Origin of the sequence: Mesorhizobium sp. M1329 (genome assembly GCF_040318035.1) — a bacterium.
Lineage (GTDB): Bacteria > Pseudomonadota > Alphaproteobacteria > Rhizobiales > Rhizobiaceae > Mesorhizobium.
Genome location: NZ_JAMYLN010000003.1, coordinates 1 through 17,702 on the forward strand (window position 1 = coordinate 1; position 17,702 = coordinate 17,702).

16 protein-coding genes and 2 pseudogenes are annotated in these 17,702 nt (G+C 59.6%); 10 read left to right on the plus strand and 8 right to left on the minus strand.

Annotated elements, in window-relative coordinates:
• From NKH21_RS03570 to NKH21_RS03580, 3 genes are all read left to right on the plus strand, one after another.
• The coding region (locus NKH21_RS03570) for a glycosyltransferase (RefSeq protein ID WP_352863115.1) at positions 1-356 on the plus strand (356 nt) is incomplete at its 5' end.
• A 613-nt stretch (positions 357-969) separates the two neighbouring features.
• A complete protein-coding gene (locus NKH21_RS03575) occupies positions 970-1,152 on the plus strand; it encodes a hypothetical protein (RefSeq protein WP_352661277.1) in 183 nt (60 codons plus the stop codon).
• A gap of 50 nt (positions 1,153-1,202) precedes the next feature.
• Positions 1,203-3,401, plus strand: coding sequence for an amylo-alpha-1,6-glucosidase (locus NKH21_RS03580; RefSeq protein WP_352661274.1), 2,199 nt, complete (start codon positions 1,203-1,205; stop codon positions 3,399-3,401).
• 258 nt (positions 3,402-3,659) lie between these two features.
• Here the strand turns inward: NKH21_RS03580 and NKH21_RS03585 are convergent, their stop codons facing one another.
• Complete coding sequence (locus NKH21_RS03585; RefSeq protein ID WP_352493557.1) at positions 3,660-3,782, minus strand: hypothetical protein; 123 nt, start codon at positions 3,780-3,782, stop codon at positions 3,660-3,662.
• A 268-nt stretch (positions 3,783-4,050) separates the two neighbouring features.
• On the opposite strand from NKH21_RS03585, the gene NKH21_RS03590 reads away from it, so the two are divergent.
• Together NKH21_RS03590 and NKH21_RS03595 are read left to right on the plus strand one after the other, a co-directional pair.
• Complete coding sequence (locus tag NKH21_RS03590) at positions 4,051-4,935, plus strand: hypothetical protein (RefSeq protein WP_352863268.1); 885 nt, start codon at positions 4,051-4,053, stop codon at positions 4,933-4,935.
• Positions 4,936-5,347: 412 nt separating this feature from the next.
• Positions 5,348-5,653, plus strand: coding sequence for a hypothetical protein (locus NKH21_RS03595; protein WP_352661271.1), 306 nt, complete (start codon positions 5,348-5,350; stop codon positions 5,651-5,653).
• A 553-nt stretch (positions 5,654-6,206) separates the two neighbouring features.
• Here NKH21_RS03595 and NKH21_RS03600 read toward each other — a convergent pair.
• From NKH21_RS03600 to ligD, 4 genes and pseudogenes are all read right to left on the minus strand, one after another.
• Entirely contained in the window at positions 6,207-6,383 is a 177-nt protein-coding gene (locus NKH21_RS03600) for a hypothetical protein (protein ID WP_352493559.1), read from the minus strand.
• A gap of 377 nt (positions 6,384-6,760) precedes the next feature.
• Positions 6,761-7,216 carry a CopG family transcriptional regulator gene (locus NKH21_RS03605; RefSeq protein ID WP_352661268.1) on the minus strand — a complete coding sequence of 152 codons (456 nt, stop codon included), beginning with the start codon at positions 7,214-7,216 and terminating at the stop codon, positions 6,761-6,763.
• Positions 7,200-9,196, minus strand: a pseudogene (locus NKH21_RS03610) (conjugal transfer protein TraG). Before NKH21_RS03610 ends, NKH21_RS03605 begins: the two are co-directional and overlap by 17 nt.
• A gap of 1,006 nt (positions 9,197-10,202) precedes the next feature.
• Positions 10,203-11,994 (minus strand): annotated as a pseudogene (gene ligD / locus NKH21_RS03615) (DNA ligase D).
• A 148-nt stretch (positions 11,995-12,142) separates the two neighbouring features.
• Between ligD and NKH21_RS03620 the strand changes: the two are divergent.
• The 3 genes from NKH21_RS03620 (at position 12,143) to NKH21_RS03630 (ending at position 13,883) form a co-directional block, all read left to right on the plus strand.
• The gene (locus NKH21_RS03620; RefSeq protein ID WP_352863119.1) at positions 12,143-12,439 is read left to right on the plus strand and encodes a hypothetical protein; all 297 of its coding nucleotides are present in this window, start codon (positions 12,143-12,145) and stop codon (positions 12,437-12,439) included.
• Positions 12,440-12,837: 398 nt separating this feature from the next.
• The gene (locus tag NKH21_RS03625) at positions 12,838-13,098 is read left to right on the plus strand and encodes a hypothetical protein (RefSeq protein ID WP_352863121.1); all 261 of its coding nucleotides are present in this window, start codon (positions 12,838-12,840) and stop codon (positions 13,096-13,098) included.
• Positions 13,099-13,679: 581 nt separating this feature from the next.
• Positions 13,680-13,883, plus strand: a complete 204-nt coding sequence (locus NKH21_RS03630) for a hypothetical protein (protein ID WP_352661254.1) — start codon at positions 13,680-13,682, stop codon at positions 13,881-13,883.
• Positions 13,884-13,997: 114 nt separating this feature from the next.
• Here NKH21_RS03630 and NKH21_RS03635 read toward each other — a convergent pair whose 3' ends face one another.
• Complete coding sequence (locus tag NKH21_RS03635) at positions 13,998-14,231, minus strand: DUF6894 family protein (protein ID WP_352493695.1); 234 nt, start codon at positions 14,229-14,231, stop codon at positions 13,998-14,000.
• Positions 14,232-14,875: 644 nt separating this feature from the next.
• Here NKH21_RS03635 and NKH21_RS03640 point away from each other — a divergent pair.
• Positions 14,876-15,079, plus strand: coding sequence for a hypothetical protein (locus NKH21_RS03640; RefSeq protein WP_352863123.1), 204 nt, complete (start codon positions 14,876-14,878; stop codon positions 15,077-15,079).
• A gap of 177 nt (positions 15,080-15,256) precedes the next feature.
• On the opposite strand, the gene NKH21_RS03645 is transcribed toward NKH21_RS03640, so the two are convergent.
• The gene (locus tag NKH21_RS03645) at positions 15,257-15,724 is read right to left on the minus strand and encodes a hypothetical protein (protein ID WP_352863125.1); all 468 of its coding nucleotides are present in this window, start codon (positions 15,722-15,724) and stop codon (positions 15,257-15,259) included.
• Positions 15,725-16,565: 841 nt separating this feature from the next.
• On the opposite strand from NKH21_RS03645, the gene NKH21_RS03650 reads away from it, so the two are divergent.
• A complete protein-coding gene (locus NKH21_RS03650; RefSeq protein WP_352863127.1) occupies positions 16,566-16,811 on the plus strand; it encodes a DUF6074 family protein in 246 nt (81 codons plus the stop codon).
• A 265-nt stretch (positions 16,812-17,076) separates the two neighbouring features.
• Here the strand turns inward: NKH21_RS03650 and NKH21_RS03655 are convergent, their stop codons facing one another.
• Complete coding sequence (locus NKH21_RS03655) at positions 17,077-17,532, minus strand: Ros/MucR family transcriptional regulator (protein ID WP_352863270.1); 456 nt, start codon at positions 17,530-17,532, stop codon at positions 17,077-17,079.
• Positions 17,533-17,702: the final 170 nt, after the last annotated feature.

The following is a 17,702-nucleotide window of genomic DNA, read 5'->3' on the forward strand; positions in this document are numbered from 1 at the left end:
CGATCGAAGCAATGGCCTGCGGTACGCCGGTGGTTGCGTTCCGGCGTGGCGCCGTCCCGGAGATCATCGATGACGGTGTGTCCGGGTGGATCGCGGATACGGTGGAGGAAGCTGTGGGCGCGCTCCGGCGCATAGACAGCCTCGATCGCGCACGAGTGCGGCAGACGTTCGAAAATCGGTTCACGGTCGAGCGCATGTGCAGCGATTATGTGGCACTCTACCGAGCACTCACGAACACCGGAACAGCCACACTTGCGTTCGATCGCGATGAGAGCATGCGCCGTCGAGCGCGCTCCGCGCCGCCGCGGCTGCCTGCGCAGGCCCCGAAGGTTCATCGCACGCCACCTGGTCCCTGAGGTGCCGCAGTATTCGAACAGTCTGGTGCAGATGGTGCTGCCAATGTGGTGTCCATCATTCTGGGTCGCGCGACTTCACGCCTTTGGGTCTAGCCTCGGTGGGCGATATCGGACTGGCATGGTTTTCAGAACCGCAGCGGTCGTTTGCACCATGGAGGATGCAACCAGTGTGGGGCCGTCGCCCCTGCGGCGCGTGTCGACGTGCTGGAACCCCTCTCTGCTCACCCCTCGGGAGCGCGCGGCTTTGGGCTGACCCTCATCTTATGTGGGCAAAATGCGTTGCGCACCCAGCCGTTCTGCTTGTTGACAGTCGCCGAGAATACACCAGTTTGAGCGGAAGACACTTCGAAGGTTGGCGCCCGCAAGCACCTGAAGCCGGCGACTATTTTGATGAAAGACGGTCGAGGACAACTCCGGATGGACGCGTGCCGTCGCAACCAGATTGCTGCGTCGCCGGGCCTCGCCAGAAAGTATCCATCTTTCTCCGGCCCGCGCGTTGGCGGATGGCAGACCGCCGGCTCGATCCTGGTGGCGAACAGCAGACGTGCGCAACGGCCGTGGGCTCATACTTTCGCCGAGCTGCTGGTGATGGATGAGGTCAGGCTCGCCACGCGTGCTTCTGGTGCGGCTGGAGGATGTGCTCGCCGGGACGGGCTTGGCAGTTCTGCTGGAGGGGGCGGGTTTGTCGGCCCCTGTTCGCGGCTATGTGCTCGAAGCGGTCAGATTGTTCGAGCTCATTGATGACCGGCTGGTGGATCTGGGGCCAGGCGTTCAAGGCAGACGTCAGGTCTCGTAGCCGACGATCGCGGCGGCGGCCGACACTGGCCGTTCAATCTGTTCCTGTGGATGCTGATCGATCGGGTGACGGTTGAACCAATGACGCTAGAGATCACAGTCGGACCGCCACGTCTGGCGATTAACCAGGGACGCAGCTTCCTTGTCACCGAACCGGATGGCCAGATCGCCTGGCCCACGTATAACGGGTTGTATGCGTCTGACACACGCCTGATATCCAGCTGGCAGATCTTTGCCAATGGGCAACCATGGGACCTCCTCAGTTCCGGAAACATCGCCTACTTCGCCGCCAAGATCTATCTGGTCAATCAGGCGTTCGCGACCGAAACGAACCATGTGCCAGCAGGCAGCCTTGGGCTGGTAATCGGCCGCGCCTTGGATGGTGGGCTGCATGAGGATTTTGAACTCGTAAACCACGGGCAAAAGCCAGTGCGGTTCAATTTGGAAGTTGCCATGCGCAGCGACTTTGCCGATCTTTTCGAAGTCAAGGCCGACGCAATCATCCGTCGCGGACGTATTACCACGGAATGGTCGTCCAGAGCGGCGAGCCTTCGTACCTCGTACGTGAATCGGGACTTCAAGCGAGACGTCATTGTCAAGGTCCGCCGGACGGCCACAAAGCCCGTCTATGCCAATGGCCGGATCAGCTTCGACATCGAGCTCGAACCGGGCGCGACATGGCATGCTTGTCTTCTCTACGACTTTGGCAATGGCGAGACAATCTATCGGGCACCGCGAGCCTGCATTGACAAATGCCTCGAGTCGAAGGCCGCAAAACGCCTCGCGGGATGGCAAGGCAGCGCATTGAAGTTCAACTGTTCCAATGACGAATTTCATCGCTTCTACCATCAGGCGGTCGAAGACATGGCCGCGCTGCGGCTGCCGATCGAAGGTACGGACGAACTAGAATACGTGCCGGCCGCCGGACTACCCTGGTTCATAAGCCTGTTCGGGCGCGACAGCCTGATAGTCTCACTTCAGAATGCCCTGGTCTACCCAGATTTTTCGCGCGGCGCCTTGGACGTTTTAGGGCGATTTCAGGCCACCGAACGAGACGACTACCGCGATGCGGAACCGGGGAAGATAATGCATGAGCTTCGCACCGGCGAACTCGCCCATTTCAATTTGATCCCCCATACGCCCTATTACGGCACGGCCGATGCCACGCCTTTGTATCTGATCGTGCTCCACAACACTTGGCGATGCACCGGTGACGCCAGCCTTCTCGAGCGACACATGGCAACGGCCGAGAAGTGCCTGGATTGGATTGACCGGTATGGGGACCGTGACGGCGACGGTTTCCAGGAATACGAAACCCGCTCGGCTGCGGGGTACGAGAACCAGAGCTGGAAAGACGCCGGTGACGCCTTGGTTTATCCCGACGGCACCCTGGTGAAGGGACCCAAGGCGCTTTGCGAATTGCAAGGCTATGTCTATGACGCTTGGCAGCGCATGGCTGAAATCTTCGATGCCACAGGCGATGGCGATCGTGCCGGGCAGCTACGCGCCAAAGCCAAGAGCTTGTTCGACCGATTCAACGAGGTCTTCTGGGACGAGGCATCCGGCTTCTACGCGTTCGCGTTGGATGGCGACAAGAAGCCGGTGCTGAGCGTCGCTTCCAACCCCGGTCACTGTCTTTGGTCGGGAATAGTCCCACCCGAACGAGCCGTCAGGGTGGTGCATAGGCTGATGATGCCGGATATGTGGAGCGGTTGGGGGATTCGGACGCTTTCGGCCGATCACCCGGCCTACAATCCACATTCCTATCAACGCGGCTCTGTATGGCCGCATGACAACGGGCTGATCGCGCTCGGCTTCCGGCGCTATGGCTTTTTCGCGGAAGCCTGCCGCCTCTCTCGCGACGTGAGCAGCGCCGCAATCTACTTCATGCAACATCGAATGCCCGAGCTGTTCGCCGGATTGCCGCGAACGCCCACGACTTTCCCCGTGCAGTATAAGGGAGCGAACGTTCCGCAGGCATGGGCGGCCGGATCCTGTTTTTCGCTTCTGCAAGCGATCATGGGCTTCCAGCCCGACGCTCCAAATGGCAAGCTGTACATCGATCCAAGGCTGCCCGACTGGATAGAGGAACTCACTTTGAACGACTTGCGCCTGGGCAAAAATCGCCTCGAACTCCGTTTGTGGCGCGTCGGCGCCGAGACCCGTTGGCAAGTGAGCGACGGCGATCCTTCACTGGTGGAAGCGCGAAGTTGTGCCACCGGGCCGAACTTGCGCTTGGCCTGCGTATGAGGTGAGCTCCGCCGGGTTCGCTCGCTACCGGGGCGGGAGCGGATGTCTTCTTGCCCGTGAGGCGGTTGCCGGGATCATAGGAACTTTTCGTCCGGCGTCTTTAATTCCTGGAGGCAAACAATTCGTATGCAGTGATCGGCAGTTGACGACGTCCTTTATGTTGAGGTTCGATGGTGGGCCTTCGTCAACCTCAAGCCGATCCGCCCGATTGCCCGCGGATTGCCGTGACAAAGCTCCCTTCCCCGGCCTTGGAAGTGCTTAGCTGTCATCCTTAAAAGACTTCGCAGCTTCATCGATCTTACGCCAATCGTTTCCGTGGCGCCGCACCAGCTCCCGCGCCTGGGCTGGCGATATACTTTGCGTTTCGACGATGTGGTTCACTTCCGTCTCCTCGCCTTTCAGGGGACGCGAACGAGGGCTCGCTGGCCGTCTGGGGTTTTTTGCATCTCGTCTGGGCATGAATGGACCTCTCCTGGATCGATATAAACGGTCCGGCGCGGTGAAGGTTTCGCCACGTTAGCGCGTTGAGCAGTTTCACCGATCGCGCCATCAGCTTCCCCTTGCGGCTCTGACCATACCTTCTGGTGTTCTTGGGACCCAAATGAGCTGCACCGCGTTGTTTGCGAGCAGTGCTGTGCTTCGCAACCTGATGGAAAAATCCGACGCCCCTGCTGCACCGCGGACAGTTCCTGGTGCCGAAGCGCGCTTTCCATACGATCGCGCCGCGGTTGAGCGGTTTCGACAGACATTCCCGCGCGCCAGGTGGAGTGACGAGCGGAGAAGCTGGTTCGTGCCGGGAAAGACTGCAGCGCGGCGCATCCAGCGCTGGCTGGCACAAGAGGCGGATCTACGAGTAGCACATGATGACAGCAAAGGACGGGACGCCTTCGCCTTCGATCCCCTGTCGAGCCGGTATCTGGAAGTCGCCGACGACCTGCGCATTCGCACCCCATATTCGCGGACGGTTCTCGACGAACTGCGATCCGTCCCGTGGGCGAGCTGGGACGACGAACTGCGGGCCTGGAGGGTGCCTTTCCGCTCCTACGAGGAGTTGAGGCGCCATTGGCCAAGCATCGAAAGGGCCGCCCGCCGCGCAGAACCGGAGGAGAGGAAACGGCGACGGGAAGCGTCCAAAGACTCCGAGGAATATAAAGCCGCCAGATTGCGCTATGCCGAACGCAGGCGACGTCGCTATCCACTGCCCCCTAACGATTTGCCCCGGCTTGGCCGTGCCGTGGCAACGCAGCAATACGGCATCGTGGTCTTCACCGAGATTTCGGGTGAACTCGTCGACGCCTCGGAGTTAGCGGCGTTCTATGCGCATTTGATCGAGACGAACGTCGACCATGTCTGGGGCAGATGGCGTCCGGCGACGTTGGCTGAATTGATTAAGACATGGCCCGCTCGGCGTGCTGCCGGGTTAACGGAACGGCAGCGAGGCTGGTGGCAACCGACGCTGCCCGAGCTCAGGGTCGCTCGCCAAAAAGCTCGAAGCCTAGCGCGAAGAAGGGCAAGGCTTGTGTCCTCGTTCTAGCCTTTCGGGCTTGCCGCTTCCGGCGTCTGCCGGGTTGCCCTTGGTATTGAAATGTCACCCCGATCGGAGGCTTCCATGTGCAAACATTGCGAACAACATACGGCCTGGCTGAACATTGCTGGATGATGACTTCGCTGGCCTTGAAATTCCCGACGAACTTGACCTGCGCGTACGCGCACGACACCCGCATCGATGATCCGGGTTCAATAACCCGCACGGCAGGTAAAGCCATCGACCTATGTCAAACCATTTCTGCAGAATTTGACGCACCAAGGCCGATCCAAGGCCAACGGGAGCGCCTACCAGCTTGGAATTGTGCGGAACCGTACGAAGTCGATTGCAAGCAACCAACCTGGTTGGCCGGGCATTAATTTAGCAAAGCGTGAATTAGGAAAGCATCGGGAGGAAGACCATGCTGCACGTTAACATGCCTCGCGAATTTGAGGTCGGCGATGAGGTTGCGCTGGCAGGTATCGTCATCGCGATTCTCCCCAGCGGGCGCGCCAGGGTGAGCATTCCTTCGTATGACCATCCTTATACGATTGATCCGCCACCGAAAGTCCGGGCCGGCGACCGAGTGGTTCTTGTTGGGGACGTCACCCGCGTCGATCGCGGGGCGAACAAACTCACTGTGCGGATTGACTGTGGCGGGGTGATCACGGTCGACAAGTCGGCGATCACTCGGCTGAGAAAGCACCACCGGATTTCAGCGGGTTGATGCTCCTGCGAGACAGCAGCCGGTGTCGGCGTAGGGAAGATGCCCACGCCTTTGAACAGCCCAAGGGTGCGGCGCGGTCCAGCCGGATGTGGGGCGGATGAATGGATCAATGGAAGCTCAACGGCTAGGGCACAAGTGCAGCTAGTGCGTCCCTGGTGTCTTCGGATTACTTGAAACAGGGCTCTGCAACGAGCGCACGGTCGCCGCTCGGCAAGTTCAACCGCGATGGGCTCCGGGCCCCTCGATGCCGGCAATAGGTCTGCTCGGAGCGTCGTGACGGGACTGGGTGACATGGTTGCGGTGGATTAGGAGCCATCGCCCTGGGTTAATAACCCGGTCGGTGACGGCCGCGGTCGCGTCGACAACAATCGCAACGGCACCCAAGTTGCAGCTGAAAGCCCGCGAGGTATCTGTCACGACATAGCGTGCCAGCGAAGCTCCGGCCTCGCGACAGGGATTCGTTGTAAGACGACCAGACGGCGCCGGCCAGATGGGCGAGAACTTACGTCTCGATCAGGCTCGGCGTTCGTCGACAACCGTCGGTAACTGCCGACTACGAGTCGAGGTCGTAGGGCTCGTGGCCCAGCTCGTTGTGATGAAGCGCCTCTGCCATACACCTGATATCGAACGCCTGGCCACACGCCGGGCAGACGACGAAATACTCCTCCTCCCGAAGTGGCGATGCATCGTGGTCTTGGGGGATGACGATGTCATTGTAGTCGTCGGGCATTGGGTCCTCCGGCAACCCGCCCGCTCTGCTGGAACGCGTGCCGGCAGGATTTGTTTCAAAGTTATTGCGCCGAAGGAAAGGCCCGATCTCCGGTTTTCGGCTGCGATGCCGTGCCGCCGGCAGCTTCATCTGCAATCTTGGGTACGGCACGGGCAAGAACCTGTTCCCCGGGGAAAAGGCTCGAATTTAACCCAGCATGCGCAGTCGAAACAACTCCAATCTGGGAAGGCACATGCCTAGCCGAGATCGACTGTGGAGACGAATGCCGAGGCCCGCCGCTCCGATGAGAGGTGTTCTGATGGGTATCAGCTGCGCAAAGTAGCTCCGCAACCGGGCACCGGGAGTCGGGCTGTTGAAGCGCCTGTCGTGCCGGCAGCTCATCCAGTTGCCGGCGGCGCTGGCGGGACATCGTCGGCTATCTCCTGCCTGAGCCTTGGTCCTTTGCTAAGCCGGCGACCGAGCGCATCAACGAAATTGTCGTAGCGCTGCAAGCCCTTGGCGCGCGCCTCCGCTTGCGCCGATTCCGGCAAGGCTGGAGTCGAGTTGAGCCAAAACCGGACGAACAATGCTAGCGTTTCAATAGCAATTCCGACGTCACGCTCGACCCGCTGCACGCGTCGATCGATCTGATCGAGGCGGCGAGTTATCGCCGCTTGCTTTCGTTCTTCGGCGTCCGGCGACAGGAAAGACGCGAGCGCAGCCTCGGCGACCAGTGACAGCGAGACCTCGCGTCGCCCAGCGTAATCTGCCAGTGCCCTCATTACGTCAGGGTCGAGATAGGCAGACAGACGTCTTTTCTTGGCGTTCTTCATGCGCTCAAAGCTCAATGCCATCATTGGGGTCAAGGGCGGCCTGTCGTGCAGCGCGCCTCATAGCCTGATCGACACTGCCACGACGCAGGGCGTCATCGTCGGGCTCGTCACGGTCGAGATCGAACTCATCGTCGCGCCGTTGGGTTCGCTCCGGCGCGATGTTTTCGTGTTCGGGGAGCTCGGGCTGGCGGCGAATGCCGCCATTGGCCGGATCCTCGTCCTGCTGATCTCTGGCATGCCTCAGCTCGCGAGATTTCCCTTTCAGGTCAACAAAAAGTGTCGTGTCGGTCCAGTCGTCTGAGCGAGCGTTTTGCGTTGTCCCTCCGGTCCTTGGTGGCGGCAAGACACGCCCGGCAAGACGCGGGTCGGCAAAGTAGCGTGCCTTCTTCGCACGGATTGGGAACTGGCCCGAGACCATGATGATCGCATCGGTCGGCGGCAGCTGCATGATCTCGCCCGGCGTCATCAGTGCACGCGCCGTTTCCTGCCGCGACACCATCAGATGCCCGAGCCAGGGCGACAATCTGTGCCCCGCATAGTTTTTCATGGCGCGCAACTCGGTCGCGGTCCCCAGAGAGTCTGAGACGCGCTTGGCTGTCCTCTCGTCGTTGGTGGCGAAGCTCACCCGCACATGACAATTGTCGAGGACAGAATTGTTCGGTCCGTAGGCCTTTCGATCTGATTGAGCGATTGTGCGATCAGGAACGACTTGATGCCGTAGCCGGCCATGAAGGCCAGCGCGCTTTCGAAGAAATCGAGCCTGCCAAGCGCGGGAAACTCGTCCAGCAGCATCAAAAGACGCTGCCGGTGATCCTTCGCGTGAAGATCTTCGGTGAGCCTGCGGCCGATCTGGTTAAGCACAAGTCGGATCAGCGGCTTTGTGCGACTGATGTCCGATGGCGGCACGACCAGATAAAGCGTCGTCGGCCGTGCCTCCTCGACAAGGTCTGCGATCCGCCAGTCACAGCATGACGTCACCTTGGCCACAACTGGATCGCGGTAGAGGCCCAGAAAACTCATGGCCGTCGAGAGCACGCCGGAACGCTCGTTCTCGGACTTGTTAAGCAGTTCCCGAGCAGCCGACGCAACGACGGGATGCGGGCCGGCATCACCCAAATGCCGCGTCAGCATCATGGCGCGCAGCGTTGTCTCAATTGGCCGCTCTGGATCGGAAAGGAAGTTCGCCACGCCGGCGAGGGTTTTGTCTTTCTCCGCATAGAGCACGTGCAGTATGGCGCCGACCAGCAGCGCATGGCTGGTCTTCTCCCAGTGGTTGCGGCGTTCCAACGTGCCTTCCGGGTCGACCAGGACATCCGCCACGTTCTGCACATCTCGAACTTCCCACTCGCCCCGTCGCACCTCCAGCAGCGGATTGTAGGCTGCGGATCCAGCATTGGTCGGGTCGAACAGAAGCACCCGGCCGAAACGGGCCCGCCATCCGGCCGTCAATTCCCAGTTTTCGCCTTTGATGTCGTGGACGATTGCCGAACCCGGCCAGGTCAGCAGTGACGGCACGACCAGGCCGACGCCTTTGCCGCTTCGGGTCGGTGCAAAACATAGCACGTGTTCCGGACCGTCGTGGCGCAGATAGTGTCGGCCCAACATACCCAGCACCACCCCATCCTGACCAATCATCCCGGCGGCCTTGATTTCGTCTCGCGTCGCCCAACGCGCCGAGCCGTAGGTCGTGGTGTCCTTTGCGTCGCGCGCCCGCCACAGCGACATCCCGATCGCTGCGACGATAGCCATCAGGCTTCCGCTCGCCGCAATCGCCGCGCCCTCAAGGAAGACCTTCGGCGCGTAGGCATCGTAGAAAAACCACCACCAGAAAAAGGCAGGCGGCGGATAGATGGGCTGTCCAGCCAGTTCGAACCACGGCGGACCGAGTTGGCTTTGAAAGCCGAGCCGCGCTGCCGTCCACTGTGTCGCCCCCCATGTTGTCGCGACGACGATCAGGAAGGCGGTGAGGATTTGGCCCCATAGAACCTTGCTTGCCGGCATCGGTCGTTTCCCAAATGGATGATCGGAAACAACCGAAAAGCTCGAATTCCTGAATCCGCAAGACAAAAGGAGCGGTCGAAGCAGCAGGGCGTACCCGGACGTTGAAAGACTTGCCAAATGCGGTCTCGAATGTTGAACGAGCGTCGGGGGGCCGCTTTCTTCTGGAGCCGTTGAGCCGCTACTTGCCTATGACAGTTAGTTGTCTCGGCTCATGGCATTGACGAGATGGACGGGTTCTTGGAGACTCACGGACTGCGCATGACCAAACGGACAAGAGGCCTCAGCAGCGCGCCGTGCCGGAGAACGCGCCAGTCCCAGCAAGTCGTGGTCAGCCAGATTTGCCGTTCTGCTGAGCTCGAATCCAACCGCCTCCCGGATCGGTGGCGCGATGGTAGCCGACTTGACGAGCAGACCGCATCAAGTCTGTTCAATTATAATCAATTCAGTCATATCAACAGTTTCAATCGAATCTCATTGCAACTGCTGCAAAGCCGCGCGGGCCTTACGGGTCGCGGCATTCTATTGGGCCGCACCTAAGTTCCAGATGTCCCGATGCAGGCGCCATGTCCCGTCGTCCTCAAAGCGCCGGCTAACGCCTCACGGCCCCCACATCTCGACGACGGTGTTCGTTCGGATGATGCTTTTCCGTGGCTTTACGCGCAAGTTTTCGTCAGCCAGCAAAGGGCCTCCTCTTACGCTCGCTGGTCGTCAGGGCCCAGCGGCCTCTTGCTGACAGTCCCCCCGCAGCCAAGCCGCTGGGCACCTCGACGCCGGGAGTGAGCATTGGAGACGAAGTCGCGCTTACCGCTACAGTGAAGGCGCGTGACAGATGCCCGCGTCAGCCTCTCCACCCGAGCTGCGATTTTCCGCATTCGATCAAGGCACAGCAAATCCAAGTTCAAGCGAGGCCACATATTGAGCTTCGAGGCGAACTCACCAGGGTAGATGAAACAGCTTCAAGGTCGAGGCCGATAAGGCCTTTGCATGGACTAAGACTTCGCGATTGCTATCGGTTTTTGCACGTGGTCCAGGCGGCCTTCGCCGGCCGAAATGGGCTCTCCAACGTAAACGCGTCTGGCAAAATTCCCTTTTCGACCTGCGTCCATGTGACGGGAGCGGCTATCGGAAAGCTTGAACGGGCTCGAGGCGAGTAAGCGCCGACGGCTGTGTTGCCGCGGCCGTTGCGGAGGTAATCCAGAAAGATGCGCCCACAACGAGCCGATGGCGCAGCCGACAAAAGATAGCGATCGGGATGCTTGCTGACCAACTGCTGCGCTAGCTTTCGGGCATACTGCCGGGCGGCGTCGTGGGTGATCACGGGCTGCAGTGGCGCCATCACATGCAGACCCTTGCCGCCGGTCACCTTCGGCCAGCTATCGAGTCCTTCCGAACGCAGCATGTCCCGGACCTTCAGAGCCGTCTCGACGATCATTTCCCATTCGACCCCTTCGCCAGGATCCAGATCGATGACAACCCGGTCGGCATGCTCGATATCATCGACGGTGGCGTTCCAGGGATGCAACTCGACAGCGCCTATTTCCACCAAGCCAAGCAGGCCATCAAGATCATCGACCCACAGCCTCACGCCTTCTCCACCCTCGCGCTTCTGAACACGCAGTTGGTGCACGGTATCCGGAATGTCGGGCAATCCGCGCTTGTGATAGAAGGTGACCCCGTGCGAGTGGCGAACCAGCTTGAGCGGGCGCCGGCCGAGGTGGACAAGCGCTTTTTTCGCCACCTTCGTCCAATAGCTCATCAGCTCCTCTTTCGATGGCACGACTGCGTCGGGCAGCAGTTGCAAAATGTTCTCGCGAGGGACGCCGAAACTTTCATTGGGCGGCTGCGTCTTGCCGACCAATGGCGTGTGGGCTGGTAAGCTCAGATCATCCCGCAGCCCTTTGAACACGGCTTCCCGCAGCAGCCCGTCATCGGTGATCCCGCCATATTCGATCTCAGCCTCAACGGCCGGCTGCACCCAAGTCGCTTTGGGCTTGTCTATCGGTTCGGCCAGCGGAGATTTGTCGACGATTAGCGGGTCCAAGCGTTCGCGCACTTCGCGTGCGTCGGTGAGGCTGTAGCCGCTCTGCGCCTTACCGGCATAGTGGACGCGATTGCCTTTGCGGCGACCGAGGTAAAGCGAGGCAATCCTGCGCGGCCTGGCACCTAGCTTTTCGACAAAGGCGACAATCGGAAAATTGTCGCTCTTGACGCATTTGAGCTTGAGCCAGCTCTCCTGCCGGCCGGAGCGGTAAGGGGAGTCCGCGCGTTTCGAGACAATCCCCTCAAGGCCCATTTCGCACGCGTGCTCGAACACGGTCGGGCCGTCACCTTCCAGATGATCAACATAGACGAGTGCCGAGGGCGCGCCTTTCAATAGACGTTGCAAGGCCCGCTTACGCTCGAGGAGTGGAGCGTCACGCACGTCTTTGCCGTTGAGATGGAGGAGGTCGAAGGCGTGGAAGACCAGCTTGGTCGATTCGGCCTTCCCAAGTTCACGGCGTAGTGCCTGGAAATCAGGACGCCCTGTAGCACCAAAAACTGTCGCTTCGCCATCGATGATTTGCCCGCCTTACTTTTAGCGTACCCGCAGCTCGGACGATCGGGACGTATCTGTCGGTCCAGTCGTAGCCGTTGCGCGTGAAGGCCTGCACCCTACCCTCTTGGATGATCAGCTGCGTACGGTATCCATCGTATTTGATTTCGTGGATCCACCCGCGGCCCCTGGGCGGCTTGTCGACCAGTGTGGGCATTTGGAACTCAATGAACGACAGCCGGCCAAGGCCAAGCTCGGTAAGCATGCACGCGCACTCCAAACGCTGCGATTTGAATCAATATCGCTGGTTCGAATCGGTTCCGAAACAAATTGCGGGCTCAGGCGCACGTCAGTCATTCTCTTCAAGTTAGCAATCTCTTGACGGCCGCAACAACCGCCCCAGACTCATGCACATGGCCTGGGAAATTACAGACATCAACGTCGGCGACGAGGTGGCGATCACGGTGACGGTGCTCAAGTTGCTTGATGACGGCAGAGCCAGCGTCAGCATCCCCTCCTACGGTTTTCCACATTCGATCCCTGCCCCTAAGAAGGCTAAGCCAGGCGACGAACTCCAGCTAACAGGCGAAGTGACGCGCGTGGACGAGCAAGACCGGACAGTTACAATGAAGGCAGGCGGGCTGATCACTATCGATGTCGATGCAATCACCGATTGGACGCCTGTCCCACGCAAAAAGATGGCGTCCTAAGAGATGAGCCGGATTAAAAGCAACAACGACCGGATCGCCGAGATCATCGCGTTCGCCGTCGACGCGCCAGGGGACACCACGATCAGCAAGGTCCTGCCGGGGCTGGCCACCAGCCCTGGTAGCGACGCTTGGTGCCGCCTGTCACGGAAAACTGGTGACGCTACTAAACCGCTCCTTTAGGAGCTCATCACCACAAGCGCCTCAGATGAGCTGAAATCGCACGATTCTCCTGGCTCACACTGCAGCTCCAAGTAACACATCGGGGGCAGAACGGAGGGAAAGCAGGCTCAAGGTCGAGGCGGACCAGCAAACAATTCAGGAGTCGCGGGCTGTAAAAAGCGCAACGAAAGCTGCTTGCCCGCGTTGCCATTGATCCGAAGCTCCACCGGGAGGACTACATGGCCGACGACAAGAGCACGCGCGACCGAGACCGCCTGGAACCTAGCCAGGACTACGACGTGAAGCATTTCGCTCAGCAAAATGGCATCGCCGTGGATCAGGTTCCCGAGCTGATCCGCGCCAATGACAACGATCGCGCGGGCGTTGCGGAGGCTACCAAGGCCCTCCGGCGGGCGGCCGGCGGGAGCCGATCGGACGGCAGCGGAGATCCGCCAGGAAAGAGCTCGAATGCACCTCGGCGTAGCGAAAGCGAAAACTGATTGCGACAAGGTGATTGTCACCAATTGGCGAGGACAAGACAGACCGCGAGCGTATCAAGTAGCTTCATGCGGGGTTGCTCGCCGAAGAGACTGGTATAACGGCGCGCGATCTCATCGAAACGATTGGAATCGATCGCGCATCACTCGTGCACGAGCCACGGATGCTGAATTCTAACCGGAAGTCGCCCGAGAAGCCGGGATAGTCCGGCTGAAATTCCGAGGAGGCAAAAAACGCGCACTTTCGGGGGGACAGGAGCCGGGCCATCGGTGCCACCCGATCTGGCATCGTCCGGGGCCAAGGTCTGCTGCGCACGCCCAACCTTCACCGTCAGCGGTGTCCAGCCTCAATGCGAAACGTCCCACACGTGCGGGAACGGCGGGACGCGATCGGGCGCCTTGCATCAGGCAAGGGTAACTCGGGGGCCTGCGCAGCCTGGTGCGCGCGATCACTCCTCACAGCTCCAGGATCGGTGGAAGCGATTGTGGTCCGCGTCCTTCCTCCGGAGACGCGGGCAGGTCGTCACGGACCATGGTGAGCAAACCCCTTGGTCAAAATGGTGCATTAGAAATTTGGAGCATAGTTGAGGCAGAAAGCATTGTTGGCCATAGACAAGAATGGTGGCGACAATCTTCCTGAATGGCTTCCGAGCCGCCTGCCCGAGGATCCAGTAATCCGAGCAGACGTCGCGGCAAAGATTTCAAGTGAGGCTCACGGCAAAAATGGGTCGGACGATGAGGTGCTTATGAAAGCCAGGCTGGTGGAACAGGAAGAAGCTGAAGCCTAGTCGGCCACCAACCATCTATGATTCCGTTGCTCCTGGTCCTTTATGTGCTCTCGATGTTAGGATTGGTCGGGTACGTGCTCGCTCGTTCGTATTTTCTATGACGCCCGCTCACCTCTAGTGCGCCATCTCAATTTCGAATCTGATCCTGGCGTGAAGCAACACCTCGCCCTTCTCTGTTCGAACGATCATTGCGAAGTCGCGGCTGGAACCGTCTGCCTTGTCTTTCACGATCGCCGCCAAGGCCCTTGCTGCCTCGACCCTGGCAGCTTCCGCGTCAGGAAGATCGGTGCCTTGATCGTCCTGATACAACTCATTGGCATCCGCGAAGTCGAAGAAATATCGCGGCATGGTTGGGCGCATCGGTCTGGGAGATTAGCTAAGACGCGTTTTGCAGCCTCCGTCAGGCGGGCGCGATCCTTGCCGTGGATCTCTGCCGAGCTGGTCGGGGGTCAGGCCGTTCTGGGCGGCGAAATACTCCACCTCATTGTCTTCGTGCGCTGACATGCGGTCGCGTCCGCGGAAATCTCGTTTACTCTTGTCTTCGGCCATCTTGTCCTCCCTGTCGCCTTGGATAGACCGCAACGCTGCCGAGCGACTTTCGTTGCGCATGTACCGCTCTGCTGCGATTATTTGGCATTCATCCTTTGGCCATTTGGCGGTCGCCCCGCGGAGGTGAGGCTCTCAGTCTCTTTGCTGCTTCCGCTCGCGTTGCGAAGCGCAAACAGCGATAGCAGTCGCGAGATGCTTCGATACCGTGGCGAAGGCCAGGCCGGCGGCGTCACTCCGGTCGCATCGCTGGTGGCTCGGTCCGGTCAGCCGGCTTTCACCTCCAAAAAATGTCGCGGCAGACGCAGTTGCTCGGCTTCTGTACTATGGAATGTCGACCCAGATAATGGGGCTACATCATCGCCAGTCGGGGAAGTATTTCCCGCGGGGATAGCCACTGTGTTGACGGCATCCAGCACCCTTTCGCGGAGCCGGCGACAATCTCAATGCCGCCGAGGGTTGAAACTTTTGCACGGCTTGGAACGCTATTGGAGCGCCGTGTTGAACTCCGGTTCCATCATACCGGCAACAATCTTCAACAAACCATCATTGCAGTCACCAAGAACGTGATGGAAACGGCGAAGGCCGGTGCAAGCAGCCAGCGAGCCTGGCTCGCAAACGTTGAGCGCCGCGGCCGCGGTGAGGGCTAGGCGCCCAGCCTGGTTCGGTTTCGCCGTTGCGGAACCGCGGAAACAGCAGATTGCCCCACGTTGGCGGTGCGTCGGTGGAACGGGCCGACTGAGAACCGCTGTTGGCGTTAAATCTCAGTCTTCGCTGCAAGTGAGCGCGATCAACGTCCACACATGTTTCTGAAAGTTAATCAGGCTTTAGCAGCCTTCCGCCCGTAGGGATCGCACCATTCGCACCACGACGGGATCGTAGGGGATTTTTTCGGATCTGCTGTAGTTCATTGTAAAGAGCGCCGCACGGTCATTGCAGATCGCAATGACGCGTACGTAGCGGATTTGCCCGTCCCTGATGCCGGAATAGCTGGCCCAAGTCGGCTTAACGCGCCGATAGGTCACTTTCCAGCCTGCCTTTTCGTCCTCGACAATTCGATGCTCTATCTCGGCGCGGAAACTGGCCTTGCCGAGCCTTGCGCCCCAAACAGCAAGAAAGGCCTCGTTTGTGCCCTGAAAAGCTGCCCCCTGGTCGGAACGCTGAGTCAGAACAAAGCCAGGGGGCACATCGAATACAAAGCCAAACTGCTTGATGCCGAAGGGCTGCCACTCTTGCGCATAAAGAAGCGTGGTGGAAAACAACAACGAGACGAAGCTAAGCAGCAAACGGAACATGGCGTTTAATTAGGGTCGCGTAATATACCGTCCATACCTGCCGGATCCAGATCGCAATTTTTTGCCAAGGCGACCTAGCGTCGGCAAGCTGGCTTAGTCGCAGACTCCGGCGGCAATTTGGCTCCAAACTCGTACTCGGGCGATCACCTTGGCCATTTCCGATGAGACGCCGTTAATGAGCTGCGACTGGCCAGCGAGACGCCGCCGCATGCAATCGCTTCAAGATTTTCAGCCTTGGCCGCGGGTGGTCGGCAATCCAAGGCTTACGAGTCCTCGCGTCCAAGCCCTGTGCAGATTCCAACCGGAACCAATGCGACCGGGGCCGGTTAACAATCGAAGGGGACTCTCGGATCTGGAGTGATGGTCGAAATTTTGAACATCGAGCTGGCTAAGGCCAGGCAGCGGGTGAAACGAGCGGAGCTGTCTCTCCAGCGGGCGAACGAAATGCTCGACAAAGACGGCGGCGTCGGCAGAACACCGGCGCTGGCAGGCTGGCGGAAGGTCAGGATGTCGTGCTGCGTTGGTCGCGGGAAAGCACGGTCTTGATCGAGGCGGGATAGCAGGCCAGAGACGTACCACCGGCCGGGTCAGATGGGGACCGTGGACGACATTGCGTTTGTGATGGCAAAAGATTGCGTGCGGAATCCTGGTTGAGATCGGAGCCAGAAACGCCGATCTGCCCCGCCTTCGAGACATCGCAATTGTTTGGTGACTAGTCGCGGGACCGTTCGCCGACGCAAGAACTCTTGCTACATGCCCACCAGCCAAAAAGGGATGTGCCGTTAACCGGATTTTCTCATCCTCCAATGCTTAATCGCGAGACTGAATGGGTAGGTGATCGGTGTCAAACATAAGGGCGTTTCCGCTGTATCGGCGGCGGAAGTTGGTCGAGGAAATTGCCCGCGTGCTGGAATCCAAGAACGGGGAGGATGCGAGTGCGTTCTGGCGCAGCACCGCCAAGACAATTCTCCTTCAGTTGTCCGAATCAGGAGTTGCGCCCAGGCTCGCCGAACTGGAGGTTGGATCGCTTCTTCATGCCGTCTTAGGTGATATAGCGAGCCGGAGTGCTGCGAAACGCGCACATTAGCATCGACTCACGACGAATGATTGCCACTCGCGGACTCTACTAAGCTTGGCATCTGTTACCAGCACTGCTTCCGTCCAACGCAAGGTTGCTCAACTCTCATTGGTCTAGCGACAGGTGTGGCGACCGCGCAAGTGGACGAGCTGGTCACCGACGGGCTGGGCGCCTCGACGCCGCCCTCGATGCCGCAAAGATGGCTGGGCAAAATCGCATCCATCTGTCAGCGAGAGGTCAAGTTTTGGCGTCTGCCAACTCTGATAGGCGCGCGCTACACCTTGGCTTTCCGCTTTGCGGGGCCTTTCCTAGGCGGTGTTTTTGCAGTGCCTCTGCGGCCAAGACCGCTCGCCTTGGCCAGAGCAGACCGCTTGGCAGCATAGTTAGGGGCCACCATGGGGTAGTCCCAGGCCAATCTCCACTTGGCTCTGTACTCGTCAGGTGTCATACCCAGCAAACCCAGGTGACGCTTCATAGACTTGAATTTCCGCCCATTCTCGAGACTTATGATATAGTCTGGAAATATCGACTTCTTCGGATTTGTGGCCGGAGTAAATACTGGCGGCGGTGCCGCGACGGGCTGAACTAGAGCCGACAACGCAGAATTGACGCCAGCAATCAGCGCCGGCAAATCCGCTACGGGCATTGCGTTGTTCTGGACATAGGCCGCTACGATGCCCGCTGTCAGCCCTAAAAGACCAGCGCTCGTCTGCTCAGTTGCTTCGTCCATCAAGCTCAGGCCCCTGATTCGTCACCCGTTCCTATTCGGGAACCTTCACCAACCCAAATGCTAATGACCACTCTTCGTTCTGGGGGCGCATTTACGCAAGGCTGTCTCTGCCCGGCCAGAGCAGGTTGACAGGGTTTTCATGGAGATAAACCGCGTCCAATTACGCTCAC

Excerpts from the sequence above, each read along its gene's own strand:
- NKH21_RS03580 (WP_352661274.1), top strand. The coding sequence starts at position 1,203 with ATGCTGATCGATCGGGTGACGGTTGAACCAATGACGCTAGAGATCACA.
- NKH21_RS03590 (WP_352863268.1), top strand. The coding sequence starts at position 4,051 with ATGGAAAAATCCGACGCCCCTGCTGCACCGCGGACAGTTCCTGGTGCC.
- NKH21_RS03595 (WP_352661271.1), top strand. The coding sequence starts at position 5,348 with ATGCTGCACGTTAACATGCCTCGCGAATTTGAGGTCGGCGATGAGGTT.
- NKH21_RS03600 (WP_352493559.1), bottom strand. The coding sequence starts at position 6,383 with ATGCCCGACGACTACAATGACATCGTCATCCCCCAAGACCACGATGCA.
- NKH21_RS03605 (WP_352661268.1), bottom strand. The coding sequence starts at position 7,216 with ATGGCATTGAGCTTTGAGCGCATGAAGAACGCCAAGAAAAGACGTCTG.
- NKH21_RS03620 (WP_352863119.1), top strand. The coding sequence starts at position 12,143 with ATGGCCTGGGAAATTACAGACATCAACGTCGGCGACGAGGTGGCGATC.
- NKH21_RS03625 (WP_352863121.1), top strand. The coding sequence starts at position 12,838 with ATGGCCGACGACAAGAGCACGCGCGACCGAGACCGCCTGGAACCTAGC.
- NKH21_RS03635 (WP_352493695.1), bottom strand. The coding sequence starts at position 14,231 with ATGCCGCGATATTTCTTCGACTTCGCGGATGCCAATGAGTTGTATCAG.
- NKH21_RS03640 (WP_352863123.1), top strand. The coding sequence starts at position 14,876 with ATGCCGCCGAGGGTTGAAACTTTTGCACGGCTTGGAACGCTATTGGAG.
- NKH21_RS03645 (WP_352863125.1), bottom strand. The coding sequence starts at position 15,724 with ATGTTCCGTTTGCTGCTTAGCTTCGTCTCGTTGTTGTTTTCCACCACG.
- NKH21_RS03655 (WP_352863270.1), bottom strand. The coding sequence starts at position 17,532 with ATGGACGAAGCAACTGAGCAGACGAGCGCTGGTCTTTTAGGGCTGACA.